The organism is Streptomyces triculaminicus (genome assembly GCF_017349075.1).
GTDB classification, from domain to species: domain Bacteria; phylum Actinomycetota; class Actinomycetes; order Streptomycetales; family Streptomycetaceae; genus Streptomyces; species Streptomyces triculaminicus.
Genome location: NZ_JAFMOF010000001.1, coordinates 16,064 through 28,419, shown reverse-complemented (window position 1 = coordinate 28,419; position 12,356 = coordinate 16,064). Strand labels below are relative to the sequence as shown.

13 protein-coding genes and 5 pseudogenes are annotated in these 12,356 nt (G+C 68.7%); 5 read left to right on the top strand and 13 right to left on the bottom strand.

Annotated features, from left to right (window positions below; genetic code table 11):
* Positions 1 to 263 precede the first annotated feature (263 nt).
* Together J1792_RS00190 and J1792_RS00185 are read left to right on the top strand one after the other, a co-directional pair.
* Positions 264 to 557 (top strand): annotated as a pseudogene (locus J1792_RS00190) (transposase); the annotation flags it as partial.
* An 18-nt stretch (positions 558 to 575) separates the two neighbouring features.
* Positions 576 to 1,172 (top strand): annotated as a pseudogene (locus J1792_RS00185) (amidase family protein); the annotation flags it as partial.
* A 272-nt stretch (positions 1,173 to 1,444) separates the two neighbouring features.
* Here J1792_RS00185 and J1792_RS00180 read toward each other — a convergent pair.
* From J1792_RS00180 to J1792_RS35635, 11 genes and pseudogenes are all read right to left on the bottom strand, one after another.
* Positions 1,445 to 2,304, bottom strand: a protein-coding gene (locus J1792_RS00180) for an IS5 family transposase (RefSeq protein WP_372446086.1) whose coding sequence is annotated in 2 segments (ribosomal slippage) — positions 1,445 to 1,938 and positions 1,938 to 2,304 — 861 coding nt in all. Because the reading frame shifts where the segments join, the coding sequence is not laid out codon by codon here.
* A 278-nt stretch (positions 2,305 to 2,582) separates the two neighbouring features.
* Positions 2,583 to 2,921: an HIT family protein gene (locus J1792_RS00170; RefSeq protein ID WP_242705218.1), complete on the bottom strand. Its 339-nt coding sequence runs from the start codon at positions 2,919 to 2,921 to the stop codon at positions 2,583 to 2,585.
* 32 nt (positions 2,922 to 2,953) lie between these two features.
* Positions 2,954 to 3,490 (bottom strand): AAA family ATPase, encoded by a 537-nt coding sequence (locus J1792_RS00165; RefSeq protein WP_242705217.1) that lies wholly within the window; start codon positions 3,488 to 3,490, stop codon positions 2,954 to 2,956.
* 5 nt (positions 3,491 to 3,495) lie between these two features.
* Entirely contained in the window at positions 3,496 to 4,149 is a 654-nt protein-coding gene (locus tag J1792_RS00160; RefSeq protein ID WP_207246373.1) for an HAD family hydrolase, read from the bottom strand.
* Positions 4,146 to 4,652 (bottom strand): HIT family protein, encoded by a 507-nt coding sequence (locus tag J1792_RS00155; RefSeq protein ID WP_207246372.1) that lies wholly within the window; start codon positions 4,650 to 4,652, stop codon positions 4,146 to 4,148. Before J1792_RS00155 ends, J1792_RS00160 begins: the two co-directional genes overlap by 4 nt.
* Positions 4,653 to 4,673: 21 nt before the next feature.
* A complete protein-coding gene (locus J1792_RS00150) occupies positions 4,674 to 5,153 on the bottom strand; it encodes an HIT family protein (RefSeq protein ID WP_086570940.1) in 480 nt (159 codons plus the stop codon).
* A gap of 40 nt (positions 5,154 to 5,193) precedes the next feature.
* Positions 5,194 to 5,682: an NUDIX domain-containing protein gene (locus J1792_RS00145; protein WP_207246371.1), complete on the bottom strand. Its 489-nt coding sequence runs from the start codon at positions 5,680 to 5,682 to the stop codon at positions 5,194 to 5,196.
* Between the two features lie 55 nt (positions 5,683 to 5,737).
* Positions 5,738 to 6,076 carry a MazG nucleotide pyrophosphohydrolase domain-containing protein gene (locus J1792_RS00140; protein WP_086574797.1) on the bottom strand — a complete coding sequence of 113 codons (339 nt, stop codon included), beginning with the start codon at positions 6,074 to 6,076 and terminating at the stop codon, positions 5,738 to 5,740.
* Between the two features lie 102 nt (positions 6,077 to 6,178).
* Complete coding sequence (locus J1792_RS00135) at positions 6,179 to 7,246, bottom strand: NUDIX hydrolase (RefSeq protein ID WP_207246370.1); 1,068 nt, start codon at positions 7,244 to 7,246, stop codon at positions 6,179 to 6,181.
* A gap of 105 nt (positions 7,247 to 7,351) precedes the next feature.
* Positions 7,352 to 7,687 (bottom strand): hypothetical protein, encoded by a 336-nt coding sequence (locus J1792_RS00130; protein WP_207246369.1) that lies wholly within the window; start codon positions 7,685 to 7,687, stop codon positions 7,352 to 7,354.
* Positions 7,688 to 7,705: 18 nt separating this feature from the next.
* A pseudogene (locus tag J1792_RS35635) lies at positions 7,706 to 7,864 on the bottom strand (hydroxymethylbilane synthase); the annotation flags it as partial.
* A 21-nt stretch (positions 7,865 to 7,885) separates the two neighbouring features.
* On the opposite strand from J1792_RS35635, the pseudogene J1792_RS00125 reads away from it, so the two are divergent.
* Together J1792_RS00125 and J1792_RS00120 are read left to right on the top strand one after the other, a co-directional pair.
* Positions 7,886 to 8,775: pseudogene (locus tag J1792_RS00125) on the top strand (IS5 family transposase).
* Positions 8,776 to 8,898: 123 nt separating this feature from the next.
* Positions 8,899 to 9,405, top strand: coding sequence for a DUF6624 domain-containing protein (locus J1792_RS00120; protein WP_086575498.1), 507 nt, complete (start codon positions 8,899 to 8,901; stop codon positions 9,403 to 9,405).
* A gap of 77 nt (positions 9,406 to 9,482) precedes the next feature.
* Here the strand turns inward: J1792_RS00120 and J1792_RS00115 are convergent.
* Positions 9,483 to 10,242, bottom strand: a pseudogene (locus J1792_RS00115) (IS630 family transposase); the annotation flags it as partial.
* On the opposite strand from J1792_RS00115, the gene J1792_RS00110 reads away from it, so the two are divergent.
* Entirely contained in the window at positions 10,199 to 10,855 is a 657-nt protein-coding gene (locus tag J1792_RS00110) for a magnesium transporter CorA family protein (protein WP_207246368.1), read from the top strand. The pseudogene J1792_RS00115 and the gene J1792_RS00110 sit on opposite strands and share 44 nt — an antisense overlap.
* Before the next feature lie 848 nt (positions 10,856 to 11,703).
* On the opposite strand, the gene J1792_RS00105 is transcribed toward J1792_RS00110, so the two are convergent.
* Entirely contained in the window at positions 11,704 to 12,186 is a 483-nt protein-coding gene (locus J1792_RS00105) for a hypothetical protein (RefSeq protein ID WP_143587740.1), read from the bottom strand.
* Positions 12,187 to 12,356: the final 170 nt, after the last annotated feature.

The window sequence follows — 12,356 nt, the reverse complement described above, 5'->3', positions numbered from 1 at the left end:
CGGTGGCCATCGCGCCGCGCGCCGGCGTATCGATCCATAGGGCGGTCCACGGTCACCCGGGGGACCGCTCTGTGACCGTGGCTCAGTGCTGCGACGGTTGGGCAGCTTCTGGGGGCCCGCGACGTCGCCCTCCAGCACGCGGCCGACGACGGGCTCTCGGGTGGTCTCCGTAGCCTGATAGGCGTGGCTGCCGCATCAGCGAGCGCTGGTAATCGAGGCCGCCGGTCCCGGTCGGCTCGCCGTGTTATGGAGCGTACTCCGGCCCGGCGGGCCGGACCGGGATCTGCCAGGCCGGGGTTCTTCGCTGTGCCACCGGCTGCGGCCGCACTCGCTTCGACTGCACGTGTCTGCCCGACTCGTGGACCGGAGACCGAGAACGGCACCGCCAGGCGGGCATCGGTATCGCTGTCGGCTTCCCTGCCAAGGTGGCCGTCGCCAAGGCCCTGGTCCGCCGTGTGATCCAGGAGAAGATCCCGTTCCGGTGGGTGAGCGCTGATGTCGTCTACGGCTTCGCCGAAGGGTGGCGGTCCGGGCTCGGGCGGGCTGGCGTCTTCTGAGCTGGGAGGATCCGTTTCGGCCACCGGGTCGAGCCCACCGGCGTGAACCTCGGGGTGAGCTGGGAGGAATTCGTCCTCGCCAACGCCCGGCTGTGGACAGCGAACCTGGTGACATGGATCGACGGCTTCGCCGAGGCGTTCGGCCGCCCCGTCGACGAGACGACCGTCGAGCCCGAGATGCTGGCGAGCTACACCTGGGGACGTCGGGTGAGCGGTGCGGAGTTCGTGCATGCCCTCGATGTGCGCAACCGGGTCGCCCGGTCGATCGGCGCGCACTTCGACCGTCATGACGTACTGCTGACGCCCACGCTTCCCGAACTTCCCGTAGCCATAGGCACCTACCACCACGGCGCGGAGGGGACGGACGGCCGGGGCTGGCTGGAGCACCTGTTCCACAGGTCACCGTTCACCGCGGCCTTCAACGTCGCCGGCACCCCCGCCATGTCGGTACCACTGGCGGCGGATCCGGCCACCGGCATGCCCATCGGCATCCAGTTCGCCGCCGGGTACGGGCGCGAGGACGTTCTGTTCCGCCTCGCCGGGCAACTGGAGAGGGCCGCACCCTGGGAGCGGCGCACACCCCCCGTCTGGGCCGGCACACTCCCGGCCGCCTGACCAGCCGCCGACGCCGCACGCCTGCCAAGGACGCGGACGGGCCTGAGCCGGACGAGAACAAGGACAACGCAGGCGCGCGGCGGTACCGGCCCATCGGCCCGCTACGTGCGTCAAGCACGTCCCGCCTGCCACCGGGCTTCCAGATCGCTCACCCTGTGGCCTCCGACCCCGATGTTCAGCCAGGTCACGGGCCGGTCCGGGTGCCTGAAGTCCCCACTCCCCCCGCGACGCACAGCGGGGACCCGAACCCGAGGCCGTCCTAGGGTCCGTCTTCAAATTGATCTTGCCCAGAGCAGGAGTGATGCGAGTGTGACTGCTGCTTCGTAGGAGGTGGCGGTCTTCTCGTAGCGGGTGGCGATGCCGCGGAAGCCTTTGAGTTGGTTGAAGCAGCGTTCGACGGTGTTGCGGCGGCGGTAGATCTCGCTGTTGAAGCTTGTCGGCCGGCCGCCTCGTCGGCCTCGGTTTCGGCGGTGCCGCTTCTGGTCGTTCTTCTCCGGGATCGTGTGTCCGATGCCGCGTTTACGCAGGTAGGCGCGGAAGCCGCGTGAACTGTAGGCCTTGTCTGCGATCACGTGATCTGGGCGGCAGCGGGGCCGGCCTGGTCCGGTACGGGGCACTCGGATGCGTTCGAGCAGGGGGCGTGCGCAGATGCCGTCGTGTCGTTGGCCCGGAGTGAGCAGGATGGCCAGGGGGCGGCCGCGGCCGTCGCAGGCGAGGTGGATTTTGCTGGTCAGGCCTCCCCGGGATCGGCCGAGGGCGTGATCGTCCGGTTCGTCCGTCCGGTGCCTCCCCCTTTTCGGCCGGTGGCGGCGGCGTGCTGGTGGGCGCGGACGATGGTGGAGTCGATCTGGACCAGCCAGTCGATGTCACCAGCGGCGTCGGCACGGGCCTGGATCCGTTGCAGGGCCCGGGTGAACACGCCGTCGATGGCATAGCGGCGGAAGCGAGTGTAGACCGTCTTCCACGGGCCGTAGCGTTCTGGCAGGTCACGCCAGGAGACCCCGGTCCGGATCTTGTAGACCATCCCGTTGATGACCCTGCGGTCCTCGGTCCGAGGCCGGCCTCTGCTGGCACTCGGTATCAGCGGAGCCAGTAACTCCCACTCGGAGTCGGTCAGTTCATGACGTCGAATCACGACACCATGATCCACCATCGAACGACCATTTGAAGACGGACCCTAGTACTGCAACGGTCTTTGCCGTGACGGTTGGGCAGTTCGGTCGGTGGTCGGCTCATGGGTGGGGAGCTTGCTGATGCCCGGTCGTGGGCATGCCCATCACCAGCGTCGTTACCGCACTGCTGCACGAGCAGACCACCCTCGACGAGGCCGCCACCTTGCTCCTGCAGCGCCCACCCAAGCGCGAGCACTGACCCCGCCGCCGGCTCCGGCCAAACGCCGACGCAGCGCGGTCACAGCTGGCCCGCGCTCGGATCCCCGCGATATACCACGTGGACATGCAGGTGCTTCGATTCCTGGTGGATGCCCAGGTTCGTTACCACCGTGGCCGCGCCATGCTCGTCACACACCCGGGCTGCCACCTCGCGCACCACGGCCATCACCTCGCCGATCACCTTCTCGCCGTGATCACCGAGGTCGATCAGCGACGGCACGTGCTGCTTGGGCACCACCACGAAATGCACCGGGAATGACGGCCGGGTGTGCTCGAATGCGAGCACCGTGTCCGTCTCGGCAACCACCGTCACGGGTGTCCGCCCGCTGAGTGCCTCGTCGCAGTAGAAGTCGCTCACCACGCCTCCCTATGGCTCACTCGGTCCGCGGTTCACCGTGCAGGCTGCTGCTCCAGCCCGGTCTCGGTCATGACGGTGTGGACGGTCTCCTCCAACGAGCTGTGCTGTTTGATCAGCGTCTCGTTCAGGCCGTCGAGCAGATCAGCCGGTCGGAACCAGTCCCGCATCTTGCTCTCGCCGAACTCCGAGGCTTCCGGCCGCGTGGCGTGCCGGCGCAGCGTCTCGGTGAACGGCAAGTCGAAGTAGAAGAACCGACTCGTCCCACGGTGGTCGTCGGCCAGCCGGTGCAGGAGTTCGCCCCACCGGCCGGCCGAGAGGATCCCTTCGAGGATCACGTGGAAGCCCTCGTCCAGGCACTGGCGGGTGATGACGTCGATCAGCCCCGGTGTTGCCCGCACCGGGCCGTGCGCTTCGCACAGGATCTCCCGTCGCACCGTGTCCTGGCTCACGATGGCCAGGCCGCTGCCGTAGCGCGCGCGGACGGCACGGGCGGTGGTGGTTTTTCCGGAGCCGGAGTTACCACGCAGCACCATCAGCCGCGTGGCCGCCGACCCCATGGGTCCTTGCACGGTGGTCAGCTCTCCTTCAGCAGCAGTTCCGCGGCGTCGCGGAAGGTGACGGCCGTCCGGTGCGGCTGCGGCCCATCCTGCGGCAGCGGGCGTCCGTGAGAAATCCACAGGGCGGACAGGCCGGCTTCCAGTGCTCCGCCGACGTCCGCGGTGAGGGAGTCGCCGACCATGACGACGCGCGGGCTCGGCTTGGCACCGAGGGTCGCGAGGGCGTGGCAGAAGATCTGCGGGTCCGGCTTGCGCACACCGACGCTCTGGGAGATCACGACGGCGTCCACGAGGTCGTACAAGCCGGCCTGGCGGAGCTTGGCGGTCTGATTGTCGGTCATTCCGTTGGTGACGACGCCGAGGCGCCATCCGGCCGCTCGCAGCGCTGCGAGCCCCGCGCACACCGCGGGATCGGGCTGGATGAGCTCGGGCATGCGGCGCCGGTACTGGGTGTACAGCTCGGCGACGGTGCCGGGAACGTCGAAGGTGGTCTTCACCAGTTCGAAGAAGGCGATCCTGCGGGAGGAATACGCCGGGTCTGTCCGCAGCAGCCAGCCGAGGGGCACGTCGTGTTCGGCGGAGAACTCGGCAGCCCATCGCGCGTACGTGCCGGCCCGGTCGACGAGGTTGTCGTCGAGGTCGAACAGTCCAACCCGCGTCTGATCGGTCACCGGTCCCCTCCGCTCGCAGAAGCCGCCAGGTGGTCGAGCTCCGCCCCGATCGCGCCCCGCAGAGCCTCGTGCTGCGGGCCGAGCGCATGCTCCTCGTCGCTCCAGCACCCGGACGGGTAGAGCCACACGGGCCGGTGGACGAGCCCGGCAGGCTCCCAGTCGTAGCGGGGCCAGATGTGGGCGTGCAGGTAGGGATCGGCGTTGCCGAGAATCTCCAGGTTCACCCGTCGGAACGCCGTATCGGTGCTGCGGCAGGCCCGCTCGACGGCTTCACCGAGACGGTCCATGCTCTCCAAGGATGCCCGCCGGCGGGCTCGCGGAAGGTCGGTAAGGCGCTGTACGGCCGGGTCGTCGACGAGGAGGACCGAGTAGCCGGGGAGGAACTGCGTGTCTCCGATCACCGCGAAGCCGGCCTCCAGGCGCCGCAGCACGGTGGGGTTCTCGCCCTGCAGGGCACTGCCGATCCGGTCACTGCGCCAGCCGGGGGTCGCCGGTGGGGTCATAGACGTCTCCTTCACGGGGGTTCACGGCTGGTGGGTCAGGGCTTGGCGAAGCCGCGCGACGAGGGCGTCCATGTCTTCCGGCGACGCGTTGATGACGCCGTGCTCGGCCATGAGGGCATGGAACTGCTGGTGTTCGTATGGAGTGCCCGGGGGCAGCCCCGCGACGTGCCAGTGCACGTGGGCGTTGCCTTGCTGGCTGCCGAGCGAATAGACGTAGGTCCGCTCCGGCCTGCAGACCTCTTCCACGGCGAGCGCAACACGGCGGACGAACAGCATCAGCCGCACATACGCGGCCTCGTCGAGGTCCCGGACGACGTGCTCGAGGTGCTGTTTGGGGGCCACGAGGACCTTCCCGGGAACGGTGGGCCACCGGTCGAGGAAGGCCACATGCTCCCCGTCGTCGGCGACCAGGTGGTGCTCGTAGCCGGGGTGCCCGGAGAGGAACGCGCAGATGAAGCACGGCCCAGTGCGGGCGCGCTCGGTGTAGGCACCGAGGTCCATCGGCTCCCGCACAGGACCGAGCCCGTGTCGGGGGGAAGGGTCACGCATATGCGTCCCCGAGGTAGACCGCGCCCCGGCCTGGATCGGCGGCCAGCGCGTTGGTGATGACGGCCGGCAGGCACGGCGGCAGCGTGCGCAGCCCGGCGAGCTTGTCCAGCGGGACCCACTCGACCCCGAGCTGTACGGAGTCCTCCAAGGGCCCACCGAGCACGGGCGGCTCCTGGAGGATGCGGCACCGGAACATCGCGTCGACCCGGTGCCCGGCTCCGGAGAGCATCTGGTGTCCTTCCGGGTGGTTGGTCTGGATGTATTCGCGCAGCACCACCAGGTTCTCGGCCTTCACTCGCACGCCTGTCTCCTCGAACACCTCCCGCTCCACGCAGGCCGCCAGGGTTTCCCCCGCCTGCTGGCCCCCGCCCGGCAGCCACCAGGTCCCCGGGCGCGGCCAGTCCCCACGCACCAGCAGTACATGCTCGTCCTGTACGACCAGGCCGCTCGCCGCGTTCCTGATCCGTCCCTGATCTGTCACCGCGCTCATCCTTTTCATCCGAGTCCTGAGCTCTGCATTCCGGTTGGCCGGAGGGTCACGTCGGCTCGTCCGAGGCGGCCAGCTGGGCCGAGATGGAGGTCTCCAGTTCGTTCATCGTGCGATCGAAGGCTTCGGCCAGGTCGACGCGGTACAGGTGGGCGAGGATCAGCACCGACCACAGGCAGTCCGCCAGCTCGTGCTCCAAAGCCGGCCGCCCTCCCGGGTTCTCCCGCGCCCCTTCCTCCGCCATGACCAGCTTGGCCAGATCGCCGACGTCCCCCACGAACCCGAGCATGAACTCGTCCGGCCGCCAGACGCGGCGGTCGCGGCGGTTCAGTTTGTCGTACAGGCCGTGAATCTCGATCGCCCGCTGCTGCATCTCCTCCAGGTTCACCGCTGCTTCTCCCTGGGTTCTGCCGACTATGGAACCGACGCGAGTGGTGACCGCGCAGTTGCGCGGCAAGCACGCGGCGGTGCGCGTTCTGGACAGGCCTTGCTACCGGGCTGCAGAGCCTTCGGAGAGCTGGCCAGGAGGGAGTTCGGTCAGTGGTCGCGGGATGGGAGCCGGCAGGCCCAGCTTTTCCCGGGCGGTATGGACGGCGGCGAGCTGGTCGGCGGTCTCGTCACCCCAGTCGAAGAGCTCTGCTGCTTGTTCGGGCGTGGCAAGGAGCCGGGTGTAGGTCTGGCCCGTTGCCTCGTCACGGCGTGGCGGCTGCCAGCCGGTGATCTGGGCCGCGTACCGGGCCCGGGCGCACGGTCGGCCCCCGGTTTCGTCGTGGAGGTACCCCAGGAAGTGCGCATCGCTGATGCGCACCCGCGCTTCCTCCCATGCCTCCCTGCGGAGCGTCCGTGCCGGATCGCCGTGGTCGGCCGGCTCGACGGTGCCGCCGGGCAGGCAGGCGGAGCCGGTGTCCTGGCCGATGAGGACGAGCACCCGCCCGTCGTCGGCGAACAGCCAGCCCCAGGCCTGCCTGACCGGAAGCTCCACCGGCACCGGATGAGACGTGTGCCAGCGCCACAGCTGCGGTTTGCGGGGAGTGCGTAGTACCTGGAGGTCGTCCAAAGGGGTCGGGGCCAGGGGGCGGCCGTCTTCGAGGATGGCGGGAGCGGCGCCGTTGATCCGCGCGCGGAGCGCGGCCAGCGCGCGCCGGGCGTTCGCGGGGTCCATGTGGCGCGGCAGGAGTGCCGGTTCGATGCGGCGGACGCCGGTGATCTCACGGCCCGGCAGGCGGACATGGGCGAGGTCGTCCTCGGTGAGCGTGCCGCCGTCGAACACGTAGATCGCCTCACCGGGAAAGCCCGGCGGGTAGCCGGGCGTGCCCGGGGGGATCCAGTCGACGGCCAGGACGCTGGAGAAGCGGCGCGTGAGCCCGAGTTCCTCGTGGACCTCGCGCGCGATGGCTTGTGAGGGCGCTTCGCCGGTGTCGATGCCTCCGCCGGGGAGCAGGCACGTGGGGCGGTAGTCGACGTCCTCGAGGACGACGCGGCCGCGGCCGTCGGTGAACAAGGCTGCCACGCCGCACCACAGCGGGCGGCGACTGGCCACGTACTGCGCGTCGGTCATTCTGGGCGACGGTGAACTCGGTTTCTTGCGGGAATGCGGATGGTGCAGCGCCACGGGCGGTGTCCCTTCGGTCCGGTGGTGTCTCGTCCGACAGGATGGCCGGGCTCAAGGGGTGTGGGGGAGGGCGTGCAGGAGCGCGGCCGCGCCGTCGCGAAGGAGCTGCTCGCCGGCGCGGCGGCCCACGGCGTCGGACTGGTTCGCTGCCCCGGTGGCCTGGGTCCGGATGGCGGTGTGGCCGTCCGGGGCGTACACGGCGGCGTCAACGGTGACGGTGGTGCTGGTGAGTGTGGCGTGGACGGAGGCTGCGGTCGTGCAGTTGCCGTGCAGTGTTGCCAGGGTGGCCCGTTCTGCGGCGAGCGCGGTGGCCGTGGCCGGGTGCGTGATGGGTGTGAGGAGGTCGCGGATCGCCGTGTCGCCGGTGCGGTACTCGGCGACGACCATGCCGGCGCCCGTGGCCGGGAGCCACAGGACCGGGTCGAGGATCTCCGTGGCGCGGTGGGTCTGGCCGAGGCGGTGCAGCCCGGCGTAGGCGACGAGCAGCGCGTCGACTCCGGTGCTGCCGTCGTCCAGACGTGCGATGCGGGTGTCGGCGTTGCCGCGGACGAGTACGGGCTCCAGGCGAGGGTGGCGCTGGTGGAGCTGGGCGACGCGGCGCGGGGAGATCTCACGAACGAGGAATGGGCCCGACTGAAGCCGTATCTACCCAAGTCCGGGCAACACGGTGGACGTTGGGCCAGTCACCGCAGGATCGTCAACGGAATCCTGTACCGGAACCGGACCGGGGTGCCGTGGCGGGATCTGCTGCGCGGTTCGGGAAATGGAAGACCGTGTATGAGCGACATAGGCGCTGGTCGGCGGACGGCACGTGGGACAGGATCTTCGCGGCCGTCCTGGCCGACGCGGATGCAGAGGGCCGCATCGACTGGTCGATGGTGTCGGTGGACTCCACCACCTGCCGGGCTCACCAGCACGCGGCGGGAGCACGCAGGAGGCCCCCGCGAGTGCCGGGAAAAGGCGCACGCCCCGGCAGCACCGCCCCGACGAGGGGCTGGGACGCTCCCGGGGCGGCCTGACCTGCAAGATCCATCTTGCTGGGGAAGGCGGCCGCCGGCCCCTGGCGCTGCTGGTCACTCCGGGCCAGTGGGGCGATGCACCGCAGCTCATCCCTGTCATGGAGCGCATCCGGGCCGGTCGGCCCGGCGGTGGACGCCCGCGTACCCGGCCGGAGCATCTCGGCGGCGATAAGGCGTACTCCTCCCACCGCAACCGCCGCTACCTGCGACGACGGCAGATCAAGCACACCATCCCCGAGCCGAAGAGCCAGCGGGCCAACCGCAAGCGCCCGCGGGAGCCACGGCGGGCGGCCCACCGGCTTCGACAAGACGATCTACAAGCGCAGGAACGAAGTGGAGCGGATGATCAACGCCCTCAAGAACTTCCGGGCTGTGGCCACGAGATTCGACAAGCGTGCCTACGTATTCCACGGCACCGTGATCGTCGCAGCGATCCGGCTCTGGCTCCGGGCATAGATCCATTATCCAGGTGCGGGGAGGTGCCTGTCACCGTTCTCCGGAATGATCTTTACGCCTGATTTGCGCCTTTAGGGTTGCGGTCGACGAGCACAACGCAACGACGTAACCAGGGAGTCGAAAGTGGCGCACGAAGTTGCCGCGCTGACGGTGGAACTCACCGACATGGCTGCGGCCGATCATCAGTCTTCAATCCGCGCGAACAGCAATGACCCGGCCGAGCAGTTGGCGTGGCGGCGGCTGACCACACGGCACGGCGACCGACTCGGCGAGATCATGAACGAGTACGGCTGGCCGACGGCAGAACTGGTCGGCGAGGAGGCCGCACGCGCGGCGTGGCTAATTGCCCAGCACGCTGACCGGCAGCTCGACGTCCAGCGTCGCGCCCTTCAGTTGATGGAGCAGGCGGTGTCGGCAGGCTCGGCTGGCCCACGCGAGCTGGCCTTTCTGCGCGACCGCACGCTGGTCAATGAGGGCCGTAAGCAGGTCTACGGCACTCAGATCGCCGGCGTGAAAGACGGGTCACCCGTTCCGTGGCCCTGTGAAGAGCCCGACCGCATGGACGAACTCCGTGCGGAAGTCGGCATCGAGCCCTTCGACGTGTACGTCGCCAAGTTCGCCATGCCTTGACGACCCGTCTCCAATCGCGTCCTGCGGATCACTGCCCGAGCCCACCTGCCGTGGGGCAATGATCCGCCGGACAGGGCCTAGTGATCTGAGTCGGAGATTCGTCGGCAGTAGGCGGTGACTTTGTCGAGGATTTCGTCGGCTGTCTTGGTCCAGATGAAGGGTCTGGGGTGCTCGTTCCAGTCGGTGAGCCAGGCTCGGATGTCGCGTTCGAGGGCTTGGACGGAGCGGTGGGCGCCGCGCTTGAGCTTCTTCTGGGTCAGCTCGGCGAACCACCGCTGGATCAGGTTCAGCCAGGACGCGTTGGTCGGTGTGAAGTGCAGGTGGAACCGTGGGTGGGCCAGCAGCCACCGCTTGATGTCGGGCGTCTTGTGGGTTGCGTAGTTGTCCGGGATCAGATGAACCTGCAGATCAGTCGGGACCTCCTTGTCGAGCTTCGCGAGGAACCTCTTGAACTCCGCTGCCCGGTGGCGGCGGTGCAGGGAGCTGATCACCTTGCCGGTGGCGACCTCAAGGGCGGCGAAGAGAGTGGTCGTGCCGGCCCGGACGTAGTCGTGGCTGCGGCGTTCGGGAACGCCGGGCACCGTCGGCAGGACCGGCTGGGATCGGTCCAGGGCCTGGATTTGCGACTTCTCGTCCACGCAGAGGACCAGGGCCTTCTCCGGCGGGTCGATAGAGACCAACGACGTCGCGGACCTTGTCGATGAACAGCGGATCCGTCGACAGCTTGAACGTCTGCGACCGGTGCGGCGCCAGGGCGAACGCCCGCCAAATCCGCGAGACCGTCGACTGCGACATGCCCGTGGCCGCAGCCATCGACCTCGTCGACCAGTGGGTCGCGCAGGTGGTCGACAGCTACGCTCCGGTCGTCGCGGAACTCGAACGTGATATCGAGCAGATCGAGGCGACGGTGTTCTCCGGGGAGATCGCCCCGACCGAACGGATCTACTTCCTGCGCCGCGAGGCCACCGACTTCTACCGCGCCGTGCACCCGCTGCTCGCCGTGCTCGGCCGACGGCTGCAGCCGGGCAGGTCGCCGGCCGGTCTTCAGCCCTACTTCCGCGACGTCCATGACCACCTGCTGCTGGTCAACGAGGAGGTCGCGGCCCAACGGGACCTGCTGGCCACGGTCCTCGAAGCGAACATCGCGGTGATCTCCGTCGAACAGAACAAGATCAATCTCCGGCAGAGCGCCACGATGGAACGGCTCACGATCCTCGCGTCCGTGTTTCTCCCGCTGTCCTTCGTCGTCGGCTTCTTCGGGCAGAACTTCGACTGGCTGGTCACCCGCATCAGCGGTTTCACGGCGTTCCTCGTCCTTACCCTGTGCGGACTGCTGCTGCCCTGCCTGCTGCTGTTCGTCTGGCTGTACCGAAGGGACCGCGGCATGCCACCGCCTATGCCGCACATGACCAACGCCGTCCACCGCACCCCGGCAGCCCCCGGGCGCTGAGCGGTCCCGCGTGCCGATGACCGAGCTGGCTGCCCGGCTGGGGTGTGTCTACGAGGGCTGCAAGGGACGACAGGACTTTCGGTAGCGACGACGATCCGTACTACGCCTGGTGGGTTCGCGTGCCGGCGGCCGAGTATGCGCGCCGGAGCCCGCGGGGCTGGCCGGTCGCTGTGGAAGAGCTGCGGGCGTACCTGGACCGGGAGTACGCGGACAACCATCACTGGCATGTGTTCGTGGACGAGCGAGGGACCTCGGCGTACGGACCAGGGCTGGCAGTGCCTTCGCCCGCCGCCTGACTCCACCGCACCCGGGCTCAGCCGTCCGGAACCGCCGTATCGGCCAGGGCACACGCGGCGAGTCCACCCCTCGGCATGCTGCTCCAGTCCCGGCTTCTTCTCAGAGGCCAGCTTTCTCACCCACCCCGGTCTCATACTCCCCGAGCCCGGATGCGGCTGTTTCGAGTGAACGAAGCCACCGACTCGATGGCTGGGTTGTGGATGCTGTCTCAGTTTCGTGAGTTCTGAGCCACTGGCTGGTGGGTGGTTGGTGTGATCGATGGATGGACCTGGAAGAGCATCATCCGGCCTCGGAGGGGTTGGACGGCGGTTCGAGCGTTGCGGGGCCCGGCAATGTGCCGGCTGTGGGCCTGCGCCGTGTCGCCTGGCTTCACCTATGAGCAGGCCGCGAACCGCCTTGGCCAGTGCAGTCCCAATGGCTTCACCTACAGCTACCACTTGCCCGGCTGACGCCGCTGCTGAGGTCGGGGCCGGCCCGCTGGCCCCGATGCGACGGCACCGGCTCCAGGGCCTAATGGATCCGGTCGGGCGCCCCCGGCCGCTCGCGAAGCGTCAGAGGGAAATGGTCTTGCCCTGGGCGAAGTCGGTGCCCGCCTGGCCGTAGACGGTGATCTTGTAGCGCGTCTTGGGGCCGGCCAGGTGCTCGCCCACGGCGAACAGCGTCATGGTGTTGGCGTCGGAGTTGAAGTAGAAGAGGGTGGTGCTGGTCTGGCCGTCCCCCGAGCTGGTGTGCAGCACCCGGTGGTTCTTGAACTTGTAGCCGCCGGTGGCTTTGCCGTCCCCGTTGAAGGCTTGGTTGAGGGCCTGCTTGAGGCTCGGCTCCTTTTTGAGCTGCCGTTGGTCCTTCAGGACGTTGACCATGTACGACTCGGCCTGGGGCTGCGCCATGGGCCGGGTCTGTCCGCCGCCGTCCCGCTTGTCGATGATCATCGACCTGCCCGCGGCCGCCGAGGGCTCGATGTTCGCCGAAGCGGCCGCGAGGGCGATGCCCACTGCGGCGCCGGTGCGTATGGCGGCTCGGCTCAGTTTCCTCATCGTGGTTCTCCTTCTCACAACGGAGCTGTTGTGCGGTCGGGAACACGATGCCGGCGAGTGATCGCCAGGGGATTGGCAAAAGATAAATGTACCTGGGTGCGTTCTCTCAGTTTCGTGACAGCGGTGACACCCGCTCGCCCCACCCGGCTCCGGCTGCTCCTGTGCTGGTC